Origin of the sequence: Hoskinsella mucinilytica (assembly GCF_045223415.1) — a bacterium.
In the GTDB taxonomy this organism is placed as follows: domain Bacteria; phylum Bacillota_I; class Bacilli_A; order Erysipelotrichales; family Erysipelotrichaceae; genus Hoskinsella; species Hoskinsella mucinilytica.
Genome location: NZ_JBEQZJ010000025.1, coordinates 23166 through 45643, shown reverse-complemented (window position 1 = coordinate 45643; position 22478 = coordinate 23166). Strand labels below are relative to the sequence as shown.

General features: G+C 36.1%; 17 protein-coding genes. 10 read left to right on the top strand and 7 right to left on the bottom strand.

Annotation, left to right across the window (positions count from 1 at the left end):
- Nucleotides 1-44 precede the first annotated feature (44 nt).
- Nucleotides 45-1196 (top strand): D-alanine--D-alanine ligase family protein, encoded by a 1152-nt coding sequence (locus UGRO018_RS10440; protein ID WP_416326427.1) that lies wholly within the window; start codon nt 45-47, stop codon nt 1194-1196.
- A 10-nt stretch (nt 1197-1206) separates the two neighbouring features.
- Here the strand turns inward: UGRO018_RS10440 and UGRO018_RS10435 are convergent, their stop codons facing one another.
- Complete coding sequence (locus tag UGRO018_RS10435; RefSeq protein ID WP_416326426.1) at nt 1207-2061, bottom strand: AraC family transcriptional regulator; 855 nt, start codon at nt 2059-2061, stop codon at nt 1207-1209.
- A gap of 249 nt (nt 2062-2310) precedes the next feature.
- Here UGRO018_RS10435 and gnpA (UGRO018_RS10430) point away from each other — a divergent pair, with 249 nt between their 5' ends.
- Entirely contained in the window at nt 2311-4467 is a 2157-nt protein-coding gene (gene gnpA / locus UGRO018_RS10430; RefSeq protein ID WP_416326425.1) for a 1,3-beta-galactosyl-N-acetylhexosamine phosphorylase, read from the top strand.
- Between the two features lie 39 nt (nt 4468-4506).
- On the opposite strand, the gene UGRO018_RS10425 is transcribed toward gnpA (UGRO018_RS10430), so the two are convergent.
- Nucleotides 4507-5961 (bottom strand): arylsulfatase, encoded by a 1455-nt coding sequence (locus UGRO018_RS10425; RefSeq protein WP_416326424.1) that lies wholly within the window; start codon nt 5959-5961, stop codon nt 4507-4509.
- Nucleotides 5962-6263: 302 nt separating this feature from the next.
- Here UGRO018_RS10425 and UGRO018_RS10420 point away from each other — a divergent pair, with 302 nt between their 5' ends.
- From UGRO018_RS10420 to UGRO018_RS10395, 6 genes are all read left to right on the top strand, one after another.
- Entirely contained in the window at nt 6264-7622 is a 1359-nt protein-coding gene (locus tag UGRO018_RS10420) for a carbohydrate ABC transporter substrate-binding protein (protein WP_416326423.1), read from the top strand.
- 73 nt (nt 7623-7695) lie between these two features.
- Nucleotides 7696-8577, top strand: coding sequence for a carbohydrate ABC transporter permease (locus UGRO018_RS10415; RefSeq protein ID WP_416326422.1), 882 nt, complete (start codon nt 7696-7698; stop codon nt 8575-8577).
- Between the two features lie 12 nt (nt 8578-8589).
- Nucleotides 8590-9456 (top strand): carbohydrate ABC transporter permease, encoded by an 867-nt coding sequence (locus UGRO018_RS10410; protein ID WP_416326421.1) that lies wholly within the window; start codon nt 8590-8592, stop codon nt 9454-9456.
- 10 nt (nt 9457-9466) lie between these two features.
- Nucleotides 9467-11641 (top strand): 1,3-beta-galactosyl-N-acetylhexosamine phosphorylase, encoded by a 2175-nt coding sequence (gnpA, locus tag UGRO018_RS10405; protein ID WP_416326420.1) that lies wholly within the window; start codon nt 9467-9469, stop codon nt 11639-11641.
- Entirely contained in the window at nt 11631-11801 is a 171-nt protein-coding gene (locus UGRO018_RS10400) for a DUF6903 family protein (RefSeq protein ID WP_416326419.1), read from the top strand. Before gnpA (UGRO018_RS10405) ends, UGRO018_RS10400 begins: the two co-directional genes overlap by 11 nt.
- Nucleotides 11802-11812: 11 nt before the next feature.
- Nucleotides 11813-12904 (top strand): ABC transporter ATP-binding protein, encoded by a 1092-nt coding sequence (locus UGRO018_RS10395; RefSeq protein WP_416326418.1) that lies wholly within the window; start codon nt 11813-11815, stop codon nt 12902-12904.
- 141 nt (nt 12905-13045) lie between these two features.
- On the opposite strand, the gene UGRO018_RS10390 is transcribed toward UGRO018_RS10395, so the two are convergent.
- Complete coding sequence (locus tag UGRO018_RS10390) at nt 13046-13837, bottom strand: MerR family transcriptional regulator (RefSeq protein ID WP_416326417.1); 792 nt, start codon at nt 13835-13837, stop codon at nt 13046-13048.
- A gap of 60 nt (nt 13838-13897) precedes the next feature.
- On the opposite strand from UGRO018_RS10390, the gene UGRO018_RS10385 reads away from it, so the two are divergent.
- Nucleotides 13898-15235 (top strand): MATE family efflux transporter, encoded by a 1338-nt coding sequence (locus UGRO018_RS10385; protein WP_416326416.1) that lies wholly within the window; start codon nt 13898-13900, stop codon nt 15233-15235.
- A 9-nt stretch (nt 15236-15244) separates the two neighbouring features.
- On the opposite strand, the gene UGRO018_RS10380 is transcribed toward UGRO018_RS10385, so the two are convergent.
- Nucleotides 15245-15739, bottom strand: a complete 495-nt coding sequence (locus UGRO018_RS10380) for an HD domain-containing protein (protein WP_416326415.1) — start codon at nt 15737-15739, stop codon at nt 15245-15247.
- Nucleotides 15740-15838: 99 nt separating this feature from the next.
- Nucleotides 15839-16042, bottom strand: coding sequence for a cold-shock protein (locus UGRO018_RS10375; protein WP_416326414.1), 204 nt, complete (start codon nt 16040-16042; stop codon nt 15839-15841).
- A gap of 298 nt (nt 16043-16340) precedes the next feature.
- On the opposite strand from UGRO018_RS10375, the gene UGRO018_RS10370 reads away from it, so the two are divergent.
- Nucleotides 16341-17786, top strand: coding sequence for a leucine-rich repeat domain-containing protein (locus UGRO018_RS10370; RefSeq protein WP_416326413.1), 1446 nt, complete (start codon nt 16341-16343; stop codon nt 17784-17786).
- Between the two features lie 21 nt (nt 17787-17807).
- On the opposite strand, the gene pepF is transcribed toward UGRO018_RS10370, so the two are convergent.
- A complete protein-coding gene (pepF, locus tag UGRO018_RS10365) occupies nt 17808-19574 on the bottom strand; it encodes an oligoendopeptidase F (RefSeq protein WP_416326412.1) in 1767 nt (588 codons plus the stop codon).
- Nucleotides 19571-22357 (bottom strand): bacterial Ig-like domain-containing protein, encoded by a 2787-nt coding sequence (locus UGRO018_RS10360; protein ID WP_416326411.1) that lies wholly within the window; start codon nt 22355-22357, stop codon nt 19571-19573. Before UGRO018_RS10360 ends, pepF begins: the two co-directional genes overlap by 4 nt.
- Between the last annotated feature and the right edge of the window lie 121 nt (nt 22358-22478).

Genomic DNA, 22478 nt, shown 5'->3' with positions numbered 1-22478 from the left:
TCCTAGGCGCATATACTAACCTTGAGAGTGGAAAGGAAGGTCATATGAAACTAAACGTTGTAGTTGCATTTGGAGGAGAGTCTGTAGAACATGAAATCAGCATTCTATCAGCAATGCAAGTTATGGGGGCATTGGATCAGGATAAATATGAAATTATCCCCTTATATATTGCAAAGGATGGAAGAATGTATAGTGATGATTGTTTGAAAGACTTGGCAGTTTATCAAGATCTAGACGAACTGCAAGCAACATTTTCAGAGGTATCGATGATTCGTAGAGAAGAACGAATGTATTTGATACCATCTCATCATCATTTTTTTCGCAGAGAAATAGAATTTGATATGGTTTTTCCGGTATTACATGGCACTTATGGTGAGGACGGATGTTTTCAAGGATATTGTAAGACACTACGTGTTCCTTTTGTAGGAAGTGATGTACTTGCTGCCGGCATCGGTCAGGATAAGGTTATTATGAAACAGCTTTTACAGGAAGAGGGAATTCCTATCACACCTTGGTTTCAAGTGACTCTATATCAGAAACTTGATGAAGCATTTTTTGCGAAAGCCAAACGACTAGGATATCCATTGATCATTAAGCCTGCCAACCTTGGAAGTAGCGTTGGTATACAAACAGCTGAAGATGATACCCAACTTCATAAAGCCTTGATTGAGGCGTTCCAATATGATCATAAGGTGGTCGTAGAAAAGCTATTGACGCATATGAAAGAAATCAATTGTTCTGTACTTGGAGATGAGGAATCTTCCATTACCAGTGAATTAGAGGAAGTCAATAAAACAGATGCAATTCTTTCTTATCAAAACAAATATCAAGCCAGCAATGGAGCCAAAGGGATGGCATCGACTTCACGTATCTTACCGGCACCTGTGGATGATGAAACAAAGGAAGAAATCAAACGTTATGCGAAAATGACCTTTGATATCCTTCAGGCAAGAGGCGTTTCTAGAATTGACTTTTTAATCGATGAGGATACCAATGATATTTATGTGAATGAGATCAATACCATTCCAGGATCGCTATCCTTTTATTTATGGGAAGCCAGTGGCATCAGTTTTTCTTCCTTATGTGATCGATTGATTGGTCTTGCCAGAAAAAATGCCAGAAGAGAAAGTAAGCAGATCCACAGTTATGCAACCAATATTCTAAAGGAAACAGATAGTTTTAAATTAAACAAATAAAAAGAACCTGTTAAGAAGCAGGTTCTTTGTCTTCACGCATTTTGCGATATTCATTTGGCGACATATTAGTCGCTTTTTTAAATACTTGGGAGAAATAGGATTGCGAAGAAAAACCAGAGCAGTCCGCAATCTGCGCAATGGAATAATTGGTTGTTTCCAATAGCTCCTTAGCTGATTCGATTCGTTTACTAATGAGATAACTGATGGGTGAAACACCTTTATATTGTTTAAAGGCATGAACCAAATAATATTTATTCATATAGCTTTTTTCACTCAGAAGTTCCAATGTGATTTCTTCAGTAAAATGATGATTGATATATTGTTCGATAAACCTACATTCTTTTGTGATCTTTTGACTTGGAGCAACGATCATATTAGCTTTTGTTCTTCTTACCATGTTGATGATCAAAACCTCAAGTAGATTTTGACATACGATTTCATAATCCTCATCTTCTCGTTCCATCTCTTGAAGCAAAGTTTTCAGATAAAATAAGATCTCATGCTTATAATCATAATAATTATGCACACTGAAATCATCCATTTCTCCTTGTTTTCCCATCGTGGTAAACTGTAATCCTTCGATACCTAGTACGATATATTCTAAAGGTTCCTCATTTTTACTCATCTCTGTATGCATGACGTTAGGATTGACGATGATCAAATCATCTTCTTTGATATCAAAGGTTTGATCATTTGCCAAAAAACTTCCTTTCCCACGAAGTACATAAAATAACTCCGTACAATGATGTGCATGTGGTGTACTATGCCAATCTTTTTCATATAAAGAAGTCGATATATATAAAAGATGGAAATTCATTTTTTCTAATTCGTGTCGTTCTCTAAATTGATAGCGCTTTATGCTCATTGATATCACCTAAACTCATTATAACGAATTCATCTCTGAGATACAAGTATATTGTTAAAAAATAAAAGTTGGCAATATTTATAAAAATTGCGGTATTTTCTTTCTGAAAGTTGAAGTTTATCATTCTTTATCCTAATATTTTTTAGAAATCTTGCCAAAATAGCGGATTTTCTAGGATAAAACAAATTTGACAACGCTTTCACTTTTTCATAAAATGATGACATAAGGAAGGAAATAGGAGGAAAAAAGATGACGAAAGGAAGAGTCACCATACCAACAGATGTGGATGTCATTGAGGATACTTTAAGAATTATCGATACATGGGGGGCTGATGCAATCAGAGATTGTGATGGTACCAATATGCCAAAAGAATTTAGCGATTTGGATATCAAGCAATATGCTACCTATTATACAACACGAAAGGATAATGCTTGGGCAATGGCACATCCATCTCAGATCCAACAAATGTATCTGATGAGTGATCCAACTACCGCAAGAGAAAAGACCTTACATATTTCTATCATGAAGCATTATTATGATAAACAATTAAAAGTGAATACATTAGATGATTTGAAACGATGGTGGGAAGTCATTGATCGTACCAGTGGGGAAATCGTAGATTCAAAAAATTGGGAATATCAAGAAGATACAAAGGAAGTCATTGTATATAACTGCATACCTTTTCATGCATATACTGTTTCTTTTTTAGCTTTTGTGATTTGGGATCCAGTACATATGTACAATGCATTGACCAATGATTGGAAACAAGAAGAGCATCAGATGACTTATGATGTGCGACAGCCGGAAACACAAGCATATGTGATCGAAAAGCTAAAGCGTTGGCTGAAGGAACATCCGGAAGTAGATGTTGTACGTTTTACTACTTTTTTTCATCAATTTACTTTGATGTTTAATGAGCAAGCAAAAGAAAAGTTCGTGGATTGGTTTGGCTATAGTGCAAGTGTATCGCCTTATATCCTTGAACAATTTGAAAAAGAGGTTGGATATCCTTTCCGTCCTGAGTATATCATCGATCAAGGATATCATAATGCTACATTTCGTGTGCCATCCAAACAATACAAAGACTTTATGAATTTTCAAATGCGTGAGGTCGCAAAATTAGTGAAGAAGTTAGTGGATATCACACATGAAGCTGGGAAAGAAGCTATGATGTTCTTAGGAGATCATTGGATCGGTACAGAACCATTTGGCCCGTATTTCAAGGATCTGGGAATTGATGCTGTTGTAGGCTCTGTAGGAAATGGTACAACATTACGACTTATCAGTGATATCCCGGGTGTAACATATACAGAAGGTAGATTTTTACCTTACTTCTTTCCTGATGTATTTCATGAGGGAGGAAACCCTATCAAGGAAGCGAAGGAAAATTGGGTGACAGCAAGACGAGCTATCTTACGTTCTCCATTGGATCGTATCGGTTATGGAGGATATTTGAAGTTGGCATTAAAGTTTCCTGATTTTGTATCCTATATCACGTCGGTGTGTGAAGAATTTAGAGAATTATATGATCATGTTCATGGGGCAAAGCCTTATGTAGTGCCATTTAAGGTGACCATACTGAATAGCTGGGGAAAAGTAAGAAGCTGGGGTACTCACATGGTGGCACATGCCTTATGGTATAAAGAGATTTATAGTTATTCAGGAATCTTAGAGGCATTAAGCGGAATGCCATTTGAAGTACAATTCATCAGTTTCGATGATATCTTGGAAAATGAGCATTGTTTGGATGATGCCGGGGTCATCATCAATGCCGGAGATGCTTATACGTCATATAGTGGTGGAGCATATTGGGATGATCCACGAATTGTAGCTACGATTCGAAAATTTGTTTATGAAGGTGGCGGCTTTATTGGTGTAGGTGATCCTAGTGCATATCAAAAGGAAGGTCATTTTTATCAATTATATGATGTGCTAGGTGTTGATAAGGAACTGGGCTTTTCATTATCTAGCGATAAATACAATTGGAAAGAACAGCATCATTTCCTAAATGAGGAATTACATCATCCATTCTTTGGCGAACAGATAAAAAACGTATATGCATTAGATGATACGATCGTATTAAAGGATGATGATCATAATATCCAATTTGCGTGTCATTCTTATGGGCAAGGAAGAAGTATTTATTTAAGTGGACTCCCATTCAATTTTGAGAACGCAAGATTGTTGTATCGTTGTTTGTTTTATGCGGCAGGAAAAGAGAATGAAATGAAGCAATGGTATAGTGAAAATTGTAATGTAGAAGTCAATGTATATCCAAATACGCAAAGCTATTGTGTCGTAAACAATACCTATGAACCACAACATACGATCATTTATACAGATACTGAACGTTTTGAAGTAACGTTAGAGGAATCTGAAATCAAATGGTATACGATGAAATCATGATGAAGAAAAAGACTCAACTATGAAACGTTGAGTCTTTTTCTATTTAGGATGTTTGATCATTTGTTGCGGTGTTTTACCTATAATCAATTGTGTACCATCACTATAACCTTCTTCACGATCCTTTAATTCATCGATCAGATATTGACGTAATTCAGCAATACGCTGTTGGTATGCTTCCTCATGAATGGCATTATGTGTTTCTGTTGGATCTTTGACTAAATCAAAGTATTGTTGTTTCCCTGTTTCGCTATACCAGATATATTTATCTGTTTCGGTAACGATATAATGATTGGAAAGAGAGCTGTGAAAGCTATGTTCACCATGAAGATATGTTCTAATGGCTTGTTGATTCGTTAGGATATTTTCTTTTAAAGAAATCCCATCTACACTTTCCGGTATCGTAAGATCACATAAATCTAATAGTGAAGGCATGACATCTCTCAATTCGGCAATACCATTGACTTTATGTGGAAGAATATCCGCCACATGTTTACCGATATGCATGATAAATGGGATATGAGTACTACCTTCATATGGAAAGACCTTTCGCCATAAGCTATGATCAAATAACATTTCACCATGATCGGAAACAAAGACGATGATGGTATCATCATAGACGCCTTCTTCACGAAGCGTGGTTATGATCCTTCCAATCTGATGATCAACATGAGAGATAGAGCCATAATAACCTGCCATGGCATCATGACGCATTGTTTCATCACTACATCCATAGATAGAATCAGTTATTAAGCCATATTGTTTTGTTTTTTCTATATCATCCCAATCACCACTTACCGGTTTTCGAAGATCTTTATCTTTATACATATCATAGTAGCTTTGAGGCGGATCTAATGGTTGATGTGGTCTGACAAAGCTTGACATCAGGAAGAAAGGTTTTGTATGATCTCTTGTTTTTAAATAACGAATGCTTTGGTCTGCGACCCAATTGGTAGGATGCAGGCGTTCCTCATAAATCCAAGGATGGGTAACCCAAGAATTGCATTCTGCGCCGGTAGCATTAAAATCAGCAAATCGATCATAGGTATTTTGTAAATCAAATAAATAATCATCACTGACCTCTTGATGCATCCAATGTGGAATGTTTTGATCACGATAACAACCTAGGTATCCATCGTGAAGCTTTAGACCTTGAAACCCACATAGAAGACGAGGTGGATGGACATGCATCTTACCAATACATTGGGTATGATAATCTGCTTGATTAAATTCTTCAGCCATATAATGATCATAATCCCATGTGACATGATCCTCATATCCAACACGTCCATGGCCTCTTTGACTGCGACCGGTCAATAATGCTGCTCTTGCGGGTATACAGCTTGGCGTAGCACTATATGCATTTGTAAAACAAATTCCATCTGCCGCAAGGGAATCCAGATAAGGCGTTTTGACATCTGGATGACCTACAAAGGAAAGACAATCCCCACGAAATTGATCACACATTAATAATAATATATTTGGCTTCTGTTTCATCTTTATCCACTCCAATTCCTTTTTTTATATTTTTTACTTGAATTTGTAAACGTAATCATCTAAAATAAGAAGGCTGATTTATGACCAATCAGTGACATTCCTAAGTTTTATTATAACATGGAAAGACAAGGATATGTATAAATATGTCATACATATAGAATAAAATTTTAGTTTTATAAATTTTTTTGATTTTTTAGCAATATATATAAAATCCTAAACAATATTATGTATAGCAAAAGCGGTTACATTTTACTATAATGTAGACATGGAAAGCATAATCCACGAGGAGGAAATTTGAGATTATGAAAAAATTATTGAAAGTAGGATGCTCAGCATTAGTGCTGGCAACGCTAGTCGCAGGTTGCGGTAGCAAAGGTGGCGACGACGGAAAGAAAGAAGTTCCGACAAACGCTGATGGAAAACGTATCTTGAAATTTGACGCATTTAGTGGTGGTAATGGCGAAGAAGTTTGGAAAGACATGAAGGAAGCTTTTGAAAAAGCAAATTCAGATGTTGTTGTTGAACTTCGCTTTGAACAGGATCTTCCTGCAGTATTAAATAAAGAAAATGCTTCAGGTACGTATTCTGATGTTGTTTACTACAATCTTGGTCAAGCTACAGCATTTACAGAAACTCAATTGAATTCCGGTGAAGTTTTGGATATCAGTGATGTTATGAAAGAAGTAAGCGGTAACTTGGATACTCAATATGTTGACGCAGTTGCTCAATACTTCGGAGATGGAAAGAGCTATGTAGCACCAATCATGTATACTCCAGCTGGTTTGTACTATAATACAGAACTGATTGGTGAAGGAAAGAAATATGCAATGCCTACAACTTGGGATGACATGTTTGCATTAGGTGATAAGGCAAAAGAAAATGGTACGACATTGTTTACTTATCCAGTAAAAGGATACTTCGACATGACGATCATGGGAATGTTATATCAAGCAGGAAATGAAGAATACTTCACAAATGCATTGAAATATGCAGAAGGAACTTGGGATTCTGAAAATGGTAAGAAAATTACTGATACAATTGCTAAATTAGTCGATAAGAAAAACGGTTATCTATATGCTGATACTGTAGCAAACGCTAACGTTGACAAAGGATTTACAAAGAATCAACAAGCTATGATCGATGGTAAAGCATTGTTTATGCCTAACGGATCTTGGATCGTAAATGAAATGAAAGAAACTACACCAAAAGACTTCCACTGGGGAGTAATGCCTCTACCTGCATTTGAAAAAGATGGACAAAGAGTTGTTTCTACATTTACAGAACAAGTTTGGGTACCTGCAAAAGCTGCAAACCCTGATGATGCAAAAGCATTCATTAAATTCTTATATTCTGAAGAAGGCGCTAAGATTTTCGCTAAATACAACGTGGTATCTCCAGTCAAAGGTTCTCAAGATTTGATCGAAGACCAGCAGTTGAAGGATTTATTCAGCGTTTATAAAGACGAAACTGTAAAACCAGTTATCGGAAACTATGCTGCATATGATGCAACAAAACTTCCAGATTTAGACTTCAAGAAAACAATGTATGGACCAATCGATGATATCGCTTCTGGTAAAGATGGCGCTACTGCTGAGAAATGGAACAGTGAATTGGTTGAATTATGGAAGACTGTAGCAGCTAATCCTATCGCTACGAAATAAGTAATCTTAATCGTAATTTATCAGGCGGTGAGTAAAGCTTCTCACCGCTTTTTCAAAAAAAGGAGGAACACTTATGACAAAAAAGAAAGCACAGAGACGTTTTGTTTGGGCATGTCTTGCGCCAGCAGTCATTCTGGTTTGTCTATTTATCGTTTATCCTACGATTCAGGTATTTCGACTATCTCTGTTTCAAAAAGCAGGTTTTGTTAGTCCTGAAACTTTCGTAGGTCTTGATAATTTTAAAATTTTATTCTCAGATCAAACATTCATACAATCTATGCAGAATCAGATCCTCATTATCGTTGTTGTGATGATCTTGACCATTTTATTTGCTGTATTGTTTGCGACATTATTAACAAGAGAAAAATTCAAAGGTATGAATTTATTCAGAATCATTTTCTATATTCCTAATATTTTGAATATCGTTGTCATTGCGGGTATTTTCTCAGCTGTTTATGCTCCTGATAATGGATTGTTGAATAACTTTTTCTCTATGATTCATTTAGATGGTTTGCGTCAACAATGGATGGGTAATCCGGATATCGTTATTTATGCAATATGTGGTGCTTTAGTATGGCAAGCAATTGGTTATTATATGGTTATGTATATGGCAAGTATGACATCGATTCCGGAAAACTTATATGAAGCAGCCGGACTTGAAGGTGCCGGAAAATTCAAACAATTCTTTATGATTACGTTACCGTTGATTTGGGATAATATTCGTACGACATTGACGTTCTATGTTATTTCAACCATCAACCTAAGCTTTATGTTTATTCAGATCAATACAAATGGTGACCTTGGAACAGAGGTATTATTGAACTATATGTATAAGAAAGCATTTGCTGGAAACTATGGATATGGTATGGCAATCGGTGTATTGTCCTTCATCTTATCCTTTGCATTGGCAGGCATTCTGAATAAAGTAACGAATCGTGAAGTATTAGAATACTAGGAGGAACATGATATGAAAAAGAAAACATCAAGCCATGCCTGGTATAAAATATTTGTATATTTCGCAATGATTGTATTTGCGATTACTATTGTAGTGCCTCTTGCATGGGTTTTCCTAGCAAGTTTAAAGAGTCAATTAGAGTTAAACGGTGATCCTTGGACCTTACCAAGTGTCTTATTGTGGAGCAATTATGCGACTGCATTTACCAAGGCACATATGGGGGAATATTTATTAAATTCTGTATTTGTAACTGCATTGGCATTGGTTATTCTATTGGTTGTCGCATTGCCTGCATCCTATGTATTGGCAAGATTCAAATTTAAAGGTAAAAAAGTTTTAAATCTACTTTTTATGGCAGGCTTATTTGTCAATGTAAACTATATCGTATTACCAATTTATATGATGTTGTTTAATGCAGAAAAAATGATTGGTATTACCAATTTATTCGTCAATAATAAGATTGTTTTGGCTATCGTTTATGCAGCGACTTCACTTCCATTTACCGTTTATCTGTTGAGTGGATATTTTAAGACCCTACCTAAGGCATATGAAGAAGCGGCATTGATTGATGGATGTGGCTATTTCAAAACAATGACAAAAATTATGATACCTATGGCTAGACCTAGTATCATCACCGTCATTTTATTTCAATTCTTATCCTTCTGGAATGAGTATATCGTAGCATTTACCTTAATGGAAAAAGAAAATGCGACATTAGCGGTCGGATTGAAATTTTTGATGCAAGAACAGCGAAGTGCTGCTCAATATGGTGTTATGTACGCAGGTTTAGTTATCGTTATGGTACCAACTTTGATTCTGTATATTTTAGTACAGAAGAAACTAACACAAGGTATGAGCCTTGGTGGACTGAAAGATTAGGAGTCATATTATGGGAAAAACAAAAGGCAGAGTCACATTGCCAAGTGAATCAAATTTTCTTGAACAGACAAAAGATTTATTGAATCGCTGGGGAGCTGATGCGATTCGAGATAGTGATGGAACAAAATTAGATGATGATATCAAACATTTAGATGCTAAAATCTATACCACGTATTTTGTCGCAAGAGGACATAATGAATTCGCACAAGAACATATGGAGGAGTGTCAACAAATCTATTTGATGAGCAGTTATACACTCGCTACTGAGGATTCATTGACCATAGCCTTTGCAAAAGATTACTTCGATCAACAAATAACCCCTGATTATGACCATGATCCAAAAATCTGGTGGGAGGTTATAGATCGTACTAGCAATCGTGTAGTTGATTCAAAGGATTGGGACTATGATCGTAAAGAACATACGGTAAGTATTCATAAAGTCGAAAGTTACCATGAATATACAGTATCCTTTTTAGCCTATATCCTATGGGATCCTACCCAAATGTATAATCATATCACCAATGATTGGGGAGATAAGCCTCATGAAATCCCATTTGATGTCAGAAAACCGGCATCTAGGGTTTATGTGGTTGAATATTTAAAACAATGGTTAAAAGATAATCCTGATACAGATGTCGTACGCTTTACGACCTTCTTTTACCACTTTACCTTGATTTTCAATGCAATGGCAAAGGAAAAGTTCGTTGATTGGTGTGGATATGGAGCTAGTGTTTCTACAGAAGCCATGCTTGCTTTTGAAAAGGAATATGGCTATCGACTTCGTGCAGAAGACTTTGTTCAAAACGGATATTACAATTCTACCTTCTGTGTACCAACCAAAGCATATCAAGATTATATCGATATGCAACAGCGCTTTGTGAAAGATACGGCCAAAGAATTGGTAGAATTAACACATGCTGCCGGTAAAGAAGCCATGATGTTTCTTGGGGATAATTGGATCGGTACCGAACCTTATGGTGCTTATTTCCCGGAAATCGGATTGGATGCTGTGGTAGGTTCTGTTGGAAATGGAGCAACCCTTCGTTTGATTAGTGATATACCTGGAGTAACCTATCATGAAGGAAGATTCCTACCATATTTCTTCCCGGATACCTTCTATGAAGGAAATGATCCGATACCTGAAGCAGTTGATAACTGGCTATGTGCAAGACGTGCCATTATGCGTAAGCCAATCGATCGTATTGGATATGGTGGTTATCCAAGCCTTGCATATAAATTTCCTGCATTTGTAGATTATATTGAAAAGGTTTGTGATGAATTCCGATATATCTATGATCATGTTCATGAAAACGAGCCTTATTGTGGGTTAAAGGTCGCAATCCTAAATAGTTGGGGAGCATTACGTAGTTGGCATCCTTATATGGTTGCCCATGGTCTATATTGTAAACAGATCTATTCCTATAATGGTATGTTGGAAAGCTTATCCGGAGCAAGTGTCGATGTCTCTTTCATTAGTTTTGATGAGATATTGGCACATGGTATACCAAAGGATATCGATGTCATCATCAACGCAGGAGATGCCGGTACTGCCTTCAGTGGAGGTCATGTATGGGATAATGAACGTTTGGTCGCTATGCTTCGTGCATGGGTATATCAAGGTGGAGGTTTGGTAGGAATCGGAGAACCGACAGCTTTTGAAAAAGGTGGACATTTCTTCCAGCTTGCGGATGCCTTTGGGGTAGATAAAGAGTTAGGATTTACCCTACACAGTGATAAATACTTCCATACACCTGTAGATCATCATTTCATTACGGAAGATGTTGTTGAAGAATTAAACTTCGGTGAAGGAATGAAAAATATCTATGCAACAAAAGCAGATACCCAAATCATTTCCTACAGCAATGGGGAAGTACACTTGAGTAGTCATCAATATGGCGCAGGTCGATGTGTCTATATTGCAGGATTACCTTATAGTGAACAAAATACAAGAATATTGATGCGTGCGTTGTATTATGCAGCTGATAAAGAACAAGAATTCAAAACATGGTATGCGGACAACCTGTATTGTGAGGTTCATGCATATCCAAACAGTGGAACTTATGCCATTTTAAACAATACCAATCGTGTACAAACAACCAATGTATATGATGGAGAAGGAAATAGTACAAGTGTTACATTAGAAGCAGGCGAAATTCGATGGATGGTGATGAAGAATGGAAAGTAACATATTAAAAAATATAATCATGGCAGTTTTATTCTTCGTATTTTTAGGTATGATCATTATTGGTCAAAAAACAGTCTCTCTTGCGAATCTCGGTATGGAGCTGTTAGGCTTAGCCGGTTTGCTTGTGGAATTATACATCTACAATAAGAAATACAAATAGGAGGTAATGGTATGGCAGAATTATCATTAAAACATATAGATAAGGTATATGACAATAATGTACAGGCCGTCTTTGATTTTAACTTAGATATCAAGGATAAAGAGTTTATTGTCTTTGTAGGACCTTCCGGATGCGGTAAATCAACGACGCTTCGTATGATTGCCGGTCTAGAGGATATTACGGCAGGGGAGTTTTATATTGATGGGCAACTCATGAATGATGTTGAACCGAAAAATCGTGATATTGCGATGGTATTTCAATCCTATGCGTTGTATCCACATATGAGTGTATATGACAATATGGCATTTGGATTACAGTTACGTAAGACACCCAAAGAAGAGATTGATAAGCGTGTAAAGGAAGCCGCTAGAATTCTTGAAATCGAACCATATTTAGATCGTAAGCCTAAGGCTTTATCCGGTGGTCAGCGTCAGCGTGTTGCACTAGGTAGAGCAATTGTACGTAATGCAAAGGTATTCCTAATGGATGAGCCATTATCCAATTTGGATGCTAAGCTTCGTGTTCAAATGCGTAGTGAAATTATTAAGTTGCATGAACGTATCGGTGCTACCTCTATTTATGTCACTCATGATCAAACAGAGGCTATGACCATGGCCGATCGAATCGTTGTTATGAAGGGTGGTTATATTCAACAAATCGGATCACCAAAGGAAATTTATAACAATCCTGCAAATATGTTTGTTGCCGGATTCCTTGGAGCACCTGCGACAAACTTTATCAAAGGGAAGTATCAAAACGGAACATTCATTACCGAAGGTCAAGAAATTATTGTGCCGGATATGTTCTTGGAATGCATGAAACCATATGAAGGAAAAGATGTTGTCATGGGTGTTCGACCAGAGGATCTACATGGTGAAGGGATTGTAGCTGATACTTATCCTAGTGCACACTTTGATTTCCATGTAGATGTCAGTGAATTGTTAGGTCATGAATATATTCTTCATGGTAAATTCCATGATCAACCGATGAATGCGAAGGTTGCGGCTAGAATTGAAGCAAGACCTCATGAAACCATTCAATTAACGATGGATTTAAGTAAGATTCATTTCTTTGATCCTGAAACAGAAGTCACGATTATGTAATGGTTACTAAAGTACAAAAGACTTTTCCTTCTCAAAGTCTTAGTGCTTTCGTTACATAGGGGTGTATGAGGATATCCTGATACACCCTGTTTGAGCCAAATAATGAAATAAGGTACATAAAAAGGCGAGCAATTCGCCTTTTTACTTGGTTATTTTAATTTGTAATAGTGTGATATATTCATCCTCATATCTTGTTTCATGATCATCGATGATGAAAAATTCCATAACATAGCCATCGATATGATAATGCTGTTGTTTACAGTGCTTTAACATATCTTTGATATATTTGTTTTCAACATCACGCTTTCCTGTATAATAAAAAGAAAGATAATCACCCTCAGGTAATAGGAATTCATAACTTTCCAAATGATCTCCGCAAATGAATACACTACAAGGATGGATGTTTTGTTCATCTTGAACATCGAGAAAATATCCGGTGTTAAAATTTCCGATGAGAAACAGGTTTTTTTCATATTCTTTTGATAGTTTGATCAATTGATAATCAGTATCATCCTTGTCTAAATTACTTTTTAAAGCAACACATTTCCTTTCTGAAAGATGGGTGATTTCCATTTGATAGGGTTTCATATCTTTGCTGGCACGCAAGGATCTTTTTCGTATTTGTACACTTTTTTTGATGGATTGTAGCTCTTTGATTTTTTCATCAATGATGGTTTCTTCTTTTTCCATAAAAGCAAGGGAAGAGGCAATGCTTTGATGCTCAAGATATTCCTTGATCGATTGCATAGAGAAATCCAGACTACGTAAATCACGTATGATATTCAAACGATGAATATCTATGGTCGTATATTGACGATAGCCGTTCTTTGCTCGAAGTGGATGTAAAATCCCGATTTCTTCATAATATCGAATAGAATCTACACCAATATTGTACATTTTACTGATTTCATTAATTTTGTAGTAATTTTTCATAGGCACCTCTTGACTCTAGTATTATACCAGAGTTTATAATGGACAAGCAAGAGGTGACTTATGAGTAAAAAAAGACAGTTTTTAAAATTTGTGATACCAAGTGTAATCAGTATGCTGGTATTCAATCTTTATACGATGGTGGATGGTATTTATGTAGCACGCTTTGTTGGTGAACACGCATTATCTGCAGTGAATATCTCCATGCCTTACATCAATTTTATCTTTGCGTTCTCTATTTTGTTTTCGGTAGGGACATCGACCGTAGTGGCCATCTATCGAGGAGAACATGATATTCGTAAGGCGAATCAAGTGTTTACCACCAATACGATCGTATTAAGTATTTGTGCGTTGGGTATTACCATCTTTGCGCTATCTCAATTGAATGCACTCGCTACTTTCCTTGGCGCAAGTGAGGTAACCATGCCCTTTGTGTTAGATTATCTTGGAGTAATTGTTTGGTTTTCTTTCTTCTTTATCGTTTCGTATTCCATGGAAGTACTTGTGAAAACAGATGGCTTTCCTAAGTTATCTACTTTAGCCGTAACCATTGGAGCAATTACCAATATCGTGATGGACTATGTTTTGATTGTAATGTTTGGTATGGGAATCAAAGGTGCGGCAGTCGCAACAGGACTTTCTCAGGTATTGACCTTCTGTGTATTCTTTTATCATTTCTTTAAGAAGAAGGGGACGATTCATTGGTGTCGTTGTAAATTGGATCTATCCATTTATAAAAGAATCATACCTATTGGGACAAGTGATTTCATGAATGAGTTATCCGCAGGATTCATCGTATTTGTATTTAATCATGCTATCCTTCGCTATATCGGAGATGATGGTATCGTAACCTATACGATCATTACGTATATTTATAACATTGTCATGATGACATTCACAGGGATTTCTCAAGGAACACAACCATTGGTTAGCTTTTATCGAGGAAAGAAAGAACCCAAAACATGTGCATTGTTTTTACGATATGCGTTTGTATCAACGTTATTATGCTCCATTGTAGCGTTATTGATATGCTTGTTTTTCACAGATACCTTGGTATCTATCTTCTTAGATCGTAGCGTGGGGCAATTGTTTACGGATAGTGTACAAGCGTTTCGTAATTATTCGTTATGTTATGTCATCATTGGTTATAACATTGTATCGGCAGGGTATTTTGCGGCAATTGAAAAAAGTAGATATTCCTTTATCATATCTTTGCTTAGAGGCTTTTTGATGATTGCCTTGAGTGTGTATGTGATGGGTTATTTGTTTCAGGAAAACGGTATTTGGTATGCGACACTTGTATGTGAAGGATTGACCCTTTTGTTTACCATTTGGTTTCTATATCGTCATCGAAAAGGCAGTATGTATTCTGAGAATGAAAAAAATCTATCAGTGAGTTGATAGATTTTTTTATGTAGTTTGTTCATGACGCTGATGAAGTTTTTTTAAGTCTTCTAATAGATAGAAAAGTCGATATTTCTCACGATCTTGCATTGGCATATTTGGGTTATATAGATAATGCTGTAAGACATCTGCATCTTTTAACATTTCAGCAAAACGTGTATCTGTACGTGTGAGTTTATCAGAATGAAGGGCAATGGCATTGGTGATGGCGATGATTTCTTCTTCATTAAATGCCTTGGATTCCTCTAATATATCCTTTGCGATAACAGCACTTCGATTGGCGTGGACCTTGTGAGCACAATTCTCTGCATAAACTGCGATATCATGTAACATACCGGCAATTCCCGCCAACTCAATATCAAGCCCTCTAACAATAGAGAGATAGATGGCACATTGGGAAACTCCATAACTGTGTAAATAAGCAAATTTTCGTGTTTCTTCATTTGCAAGCTTTGAGATGATCTTATCTACCTTCATGCGAATCATTTCTAAGCGATCCATAACGTATCACCTTCTTTTCTTTATTCTATCATGTAGAAGGTTTTTTGTATAGAAAAAAGGCCAGGATAGCCTGACCTTTTCGGTATCGATTCGGTTTAATTAAGCGTTAACTGTAACGTTAGAAGCTTGCTGACCACGATCGCTGTCAACAACATCGAATGTAACACTCTGTCCTTCTTCTAAAGAACGGAATCCTTCTGAGTTGATGCTTGTGTAGTGAACGAAAATGTCCTTACCATCATCAGAAGTGATGAAACCATATCCTTTTTCTGCGTTAAACCATTTTACTTTACCTGTACTCATTTTTCGTACCTCCTATAAGTGTTGAATAAGAAGCCCTCAAATGTATAAAAAAATCACGAAATGGATTATTGTACATTGAGAATAAATACAATTCCAGAATCGTGAAATCATAGTTATTGCTTTTTATTACGTCTATACATTACCACGAATTCTATGGTCTGTCAATGTAAAACGCTTTCGAAAAACGATTTTTTTGTTTTCCATTGTTCGAAAAAGAAAAAAAGGAAAGCAGTTTCAGAATTTGACTTTTTGGGGTATAATAGAAGCAGACATATGAAATAGATTGGAGGAATCTGTTATGATCATAAAAGATGATATGCTTAGGGAGGCAATTGCCCGTACGTTGCAGATAAAAGAAGACGCAATTAACGAAGCGGCTATGGAAAAGTTAACGACATTATCAGCTCGTTCAGCAGGAATTGCATCATTAGAGGGATTACAATATGCAGTTAACCTGAACTATTTGGATCTGTGTGGTAACAGCATTGAGGATCTAGAACCTATCAAGGATCTAAGGGAAATCGAATATTTAAATCTATCCAAAAATATGCTGAGAGATATTCAGGCACTGCGTGAATATCGACAGCTGTTACGCCTTGATATATCACGCAATAATTTGTATACGATGGATATCTCGGCTTTGGCAGGTATGATCAATTTAGAAGAACTGAATTTGGAACGAAGTAAGGTCGATAATTTATCCTACTTGGAAACCGTAAAAAAATTGAAAAAGCTTTATGTTGGTATCGAAAATGGGCCATTCCCTTTATCTATCCTAGGTATGTTGAATGAATTGAAAGAATTACATATGAATAAGATGTGGCTTTATGATATTAGTGATCTTACCTATTTGAAACATATTGAAGTCTTGGATCTTTCCACAAATCTATTTTCTGATTTAAGTCCACTTCAATATTGTAAGGAATCACTACGTTCCTTGAATCTTACAAACAATGAATATTTGACAGATTGCAGTATTTTAGCGGAATTTCCTAATTTAGAGGTATTGGAATTATCGTTTGACCATATCAAAGACTTTTCCTTCTTAAAGAAGCTAAAGAACCTAAAAGATTTGCGTATCATTCAAGGTAATTTACATGATCTTCGATGTTTAAAGGGATTGACGAAGATGGAGAAATTGGATATTTCTGAAAATCGAGTCACACATACAGAAGTAATAGAGGAAATGAAAAATCTGAAATATTTTAAAGCAAGCTATTGTTTCTTAAAAGATATCGAATTTTTAAAACATGCGAAAAATTTGGTAGAGCTCAATGTTTACAATAATCAAATCAAACATATCGATGTATTGAAGGGCTTTGACAAAATGACAACATTGGATGTCGGAAATAATGATATACGTAACATTGAATCTTTAGAAGGCATGATCAATCTTGAATGCTTGGGATTAAGCAATAATGATATTCATGATCTAACACCATTAAAAGATTTAACCAATCTTGCATCTATCGATTTATATGGTAATGTGATAGAGGATTTGCATCCTTTGAAGAAATTATGTAATCTAACACGTCTTCGTTTAGATCATAACAGTGTCATGGATCTAAGTCCGTTAACAAGCTGTCAATACCTAAGTTCACTAACCTTGAAAGCAAACTATGTGACGGATGTGACACCACTTTCAAAGTTGAAAAACTTATATGAATTACGCTTAGATGAAAATCCTATTGAAGACATTACGGTGTTAGAGGACATGGAGTATTACGATAAGTTTTCCTATTAAAAAAGCGATGATATCGCTTTTTTATTTTTTTATCATCAATGATTTAAATTGATCCAGACTTTCTTTGAAAAAGGTAAATGCATCATCATAGACCTGATCTTCTCTAGGATCTACACCGGCATGCAATAATTCATCAAGACAAGATTCACTACATCCTTTGGTTAAGAAAGTGCGATAAGCTTCTACATCACCTTTTAATATACGTTTCATAAAAGAAATCGCAATAGACATACCTACTGTATACTTATAGACATAGAAATTAAAATAAAAATGAGGTATGTGATAACAACCATAACGTTGTAATTCATCTACTTCTACACCGGGACCATAATATGCCTTACTTAAATCAAGGTAATGTTGTGTGATCTTTTGGGAAGAAAGAGCTTCTTGATTTTCTATCCAGTGATAAAGATCCACTTCAAATTGAGCATACATCGGTTGACGATAAAGTGTTGTAATCAGTTGCGTCATTAAATTATCAAGGATATATGCTTTTTCATGATCGTCCTTGCTGTGTTTTAATAAATAATGATTCAATAATAGCTCATTGACCGTACTTGCGACTTCTGCGACAAAAATACGATAGCTTGCGTTCAAATAGCGATGATGTTTCCATGAAAAATAAGAATGCATGGAATGACCTAATTCATGAGCTAGCGTACTCAAGGAATCATAATCACCATTAAAATTGGTCAGGACATAAGGACGAGAATCATAGGTTCCCCAAGAATAAGCTCCTATTCTTTTCCCGGCACATGGCATAAAATCAATCCAACGCTCTTGTCTTGCTTGATGTAATAACGCAACATAATCTTCACCTAAAGGAGCCAGTGCTTGATCCATGATAGAAAAGCATTCATCGATGGTATAATGAATATCCAAAGACGTTATCAAACTTAATTGAATATCATATACATGCTGTGTATCCAACTGAAGAATTTCTTTACGTAATAGGAAGTATTCTTCTAGATAAGAATGATATTTCATATTGCTCATATCTAGTACCTTGTAGAATAAGGATTCATCTACTCCATCTTCATATAAACTAGCATGAAGTGCATGATCGAAATGACGTGTTTTTGCCATCAAAGTTTGTCCTTTGATATGACCGCTTAAGGTATTCATGAATACATTTTGATATTCTTGATATTCCTTCATATAATGTTCAAAGGCTTCTTTTCTAACCTTAACATCTTTATGTTTTAAGAAGGTGGAATAGGTTGCACCGTTTAAAAATGCTTCTTTACCATCCACCATGACCGGTTCAAAACGCAATTGAAAGCTTTTGAATGTATCTTCTGGGATTCTCGCTAGTTGATAAACCTGTGCAAGTAATTCTTCCCCGGCATCATCCAAACGATATGGGATGCTACGGAAAATTTCTGAAAGATAGAAACGAAGGTCACTTGCACTTTCATCTTCAAGGTAGGTTTCAATGATGGCTTTCTTCGCTATGAGCTCGTTTTCTAAAAAGCTCAAGGCTGATACTTGCGTATCATAGATACTTTCGGATTTGGAAAGATTTTCTTGTACTAGAGTATCTTCAGGGTCAACATCAGCACACATATTCGCATAAACTGAGAGGTTTTCTGTTATCTGAAGTAAATGTTCATATTCTTTGAAAAATTGTAGAAAGTGATCCCTTGTATCTGTTATGTGACCTTGATAAGATGTTACGATATGCAATTGTTGTTTTGCTTTTTCACAGGTGTCATCAAATGCTTGTTGATCTTCAAAGAACGCATGAAGATCCCAAGTTAATTCCGTAGCGATTTCATTTCTTCTCATATAGATTCCTTTCTATGTTTTTTGTGTTTTCTTTTGGGAATACGTATACGTATTCCTTTTTTCTTTAAATAATAGTGGATGCTGATCCATATGATCCCTATGATCAATAACAAAGATATAGGCAGAACAATAAAGCGGTGGATATAATTTATGCCATTGTCCTTTATGGTATTGTTTTCCACGATGTCTTTTCCATCCACTTGTGCGCTGTTGGAGGTAGAAACAATCGCAAAGCTACCGATTTTCTCAGTTTGAAATTGAATGCGGTGTTGGCTTTGAGTAGTAGGTAACTGATATACATCTTGTCCTTCTATATAGTATATCTGATAATCACGATCAGCATTCTGTTCAGGTTTTTGTATGGAAAATAATAGCTCACTGTTTGCTTGAAGTCCACCGAAATCATCTTTTCCCGAAATAGAAAAGGTATCTTCTAATCGCATATGGTTGGCATTGACCACTTTTTGTACCAGTTCTTTCTCTTGCTTGGATATCGCATCTTTGACTTGCAAGACGATGGTTTTTGGGAATATAGCATTCCATATGCTTTGATCTTGTATTGCCAAAGATAAACCGGATACGGATAGATCATAATGAGCATCTTTGATGATGATACTAAGCGGTGATACATTTTCTTGAAAAATGGTATCTAGTGCTCTGATTTGATTTGAAGAAAACGCATTCACGATCGTGCCTTTGATACGCTCTTTGAATTGAGTTAATTGATCGATGGATTCTTTGCTTAATTCCGTTTTTCCATAGTAATTGCGTATCAATTCATCTGCGGTTGCTGATAGAGAAGCCAATTGTTCTTGTTTGGCTTTACTGACTTCGATTTCATATGTCGTTGTACAACCTGCATAAGTGATGGTCAAGGTTTGTTTTCCTTCCTTTTTGGCATCATAGCCTGAAATCATATCACTTTGTAAGGGGATCGTTTCTTTCTCTTTATCTGCATATACAATGGTTAATTCGCCATCTTTCACATCTAACATATCACCATAAGCGTATTCGCTCATGGGCTTGTTGGATAACAGGATTTCGATCACCTCATCATATTCAGCCGTATAGGTAACAGGCTTTGTGGCCTTTGTTAGCTCTTGATTCCATCCTTTAAATAAAGCATGCTCTTTCGTAGGAGCAACAATACTTGGTAACATTCCGTTTTCAATTTGAATGGTTATGCTGTCTTGGTTAGGATAAAATTTACCACCTGCTGCCTCAAAGGTGATCGGGATATAGTTTTTTGCTTTTAGTTGATCCGGATGGATGATGGTTTCAATCGTATCTGCTTTAATATAACCATAGCTATCCACAAAAGAATATGTTCCATCTGAATTTATACTCTTCTTATGATCTAATGCAGGATCACTTTGTACACGATAGAAGGTTCCTTCTTTATTTTCGATACGTTCTAAAAGGATAAAGCTGAATACACTGCCTTTTTTGACACGATAGATCTCAGTACTTTTCGTGCTTGCTTCTTGATATACCACGGTTTCCTTTTGATTGGTGATTCCAAGACAATATTGATCTTGATCAAGGCCTTTCAAAGCTTCATCGATTTCAAAGGCATATTGTGCCGCTTTCTCTCCCCAATAAGGATCCGATGCGTATTTCACATTCATACCGGCATTCTTATCTCCAAGAAAGCCACCGTTCCATTGAAATGCTTCAGGATTTGCATAAGCATTAGATATATAATGTAGATCATGTGCATAAACACTTACCGAAGTAGATTGATATCTGCTTGCATTCTTTTCTACATCACTGTCATAAGCCGCATGTCCAAATACATTGTTTCTGGAAAAAGCAAGCGTACTTTTTCCAAGCGCACTTTCATTCATTGATAAGGATAATGACAACAAGGCATTGGCACCATACATATTCTGATATTGCAGAAACGCTGGGATAGCAGAAGGAAGCAATGACTGTGTTAAGATATCATGGATATGATTATCTTTGTCATAGAAGGAGGTAATCGTATCGTTGATGGCTAATTCGTCCTCAAAATAGGAAGCAAGCTGTGCTTCATCATACTTTGATGTGGATCGTTGTGAGATATATTGATAATATTGATAAAAAGGATCTTGCGCATTGATGGAAGAAGTATGTGATTGGCTACGATAATCTTGAATCATCGCTCTAAAATCTTCATAGAAATAATGACCATCATAACTGTAATATAATGTATCTTCCTTCATATAAGAAGGAGCTTTGAAAAGCTTTACATCGGTATCATAAGAATTTGCGAAAAGATCATTTGCAATGTGGTGATACAAATAACCATTTTGGATGGAATAGGCATTACTTTTTTTCACCTGTTCAATGGGATATAAGGTTACCTGTTCACCATCAATCCATCCAATCACCCCGCTTAACGCAAATTTTACCTTTCCGGCATTCACATTATTCTCTAAAAAAGCCGCATCCACACCATAACATCCGTTGGTATAGCCATCTTCTCCATTGGCATCGTTGGTAAAGGTGACATTTAGGCTACAATCTTTTGCTCGATCAAAAGCGATGACCCCATACTCTATGGTTAAAAATGTCGTTCCATAGGTGATGCCCAGATTATGATATCTGGATTTTAAAAGGGTATGGGCAACCTTTGCTTGAGCATAGGAATCAAAGGTCTCAATGATTTCATTGTCTCCTTTTTCATTTACATTGACAACATGATAGGCACCATCATCCTTCAGCTTTTCTTTTGCCATGATCGGATTGGTTAAGGTCAATGCCAGAATGAGACATAACAAACAATGTAGTATTTTTTTCATAAAAGGACTCCTTCCTTTTTTTCTAATATTATACCGTAATTTTAACATTCCTTCTTGTCAGAACGATGAAAACGATAGAAATTAAGAAAATGGTAAGGATTTCATTCATATCTTGTGGATT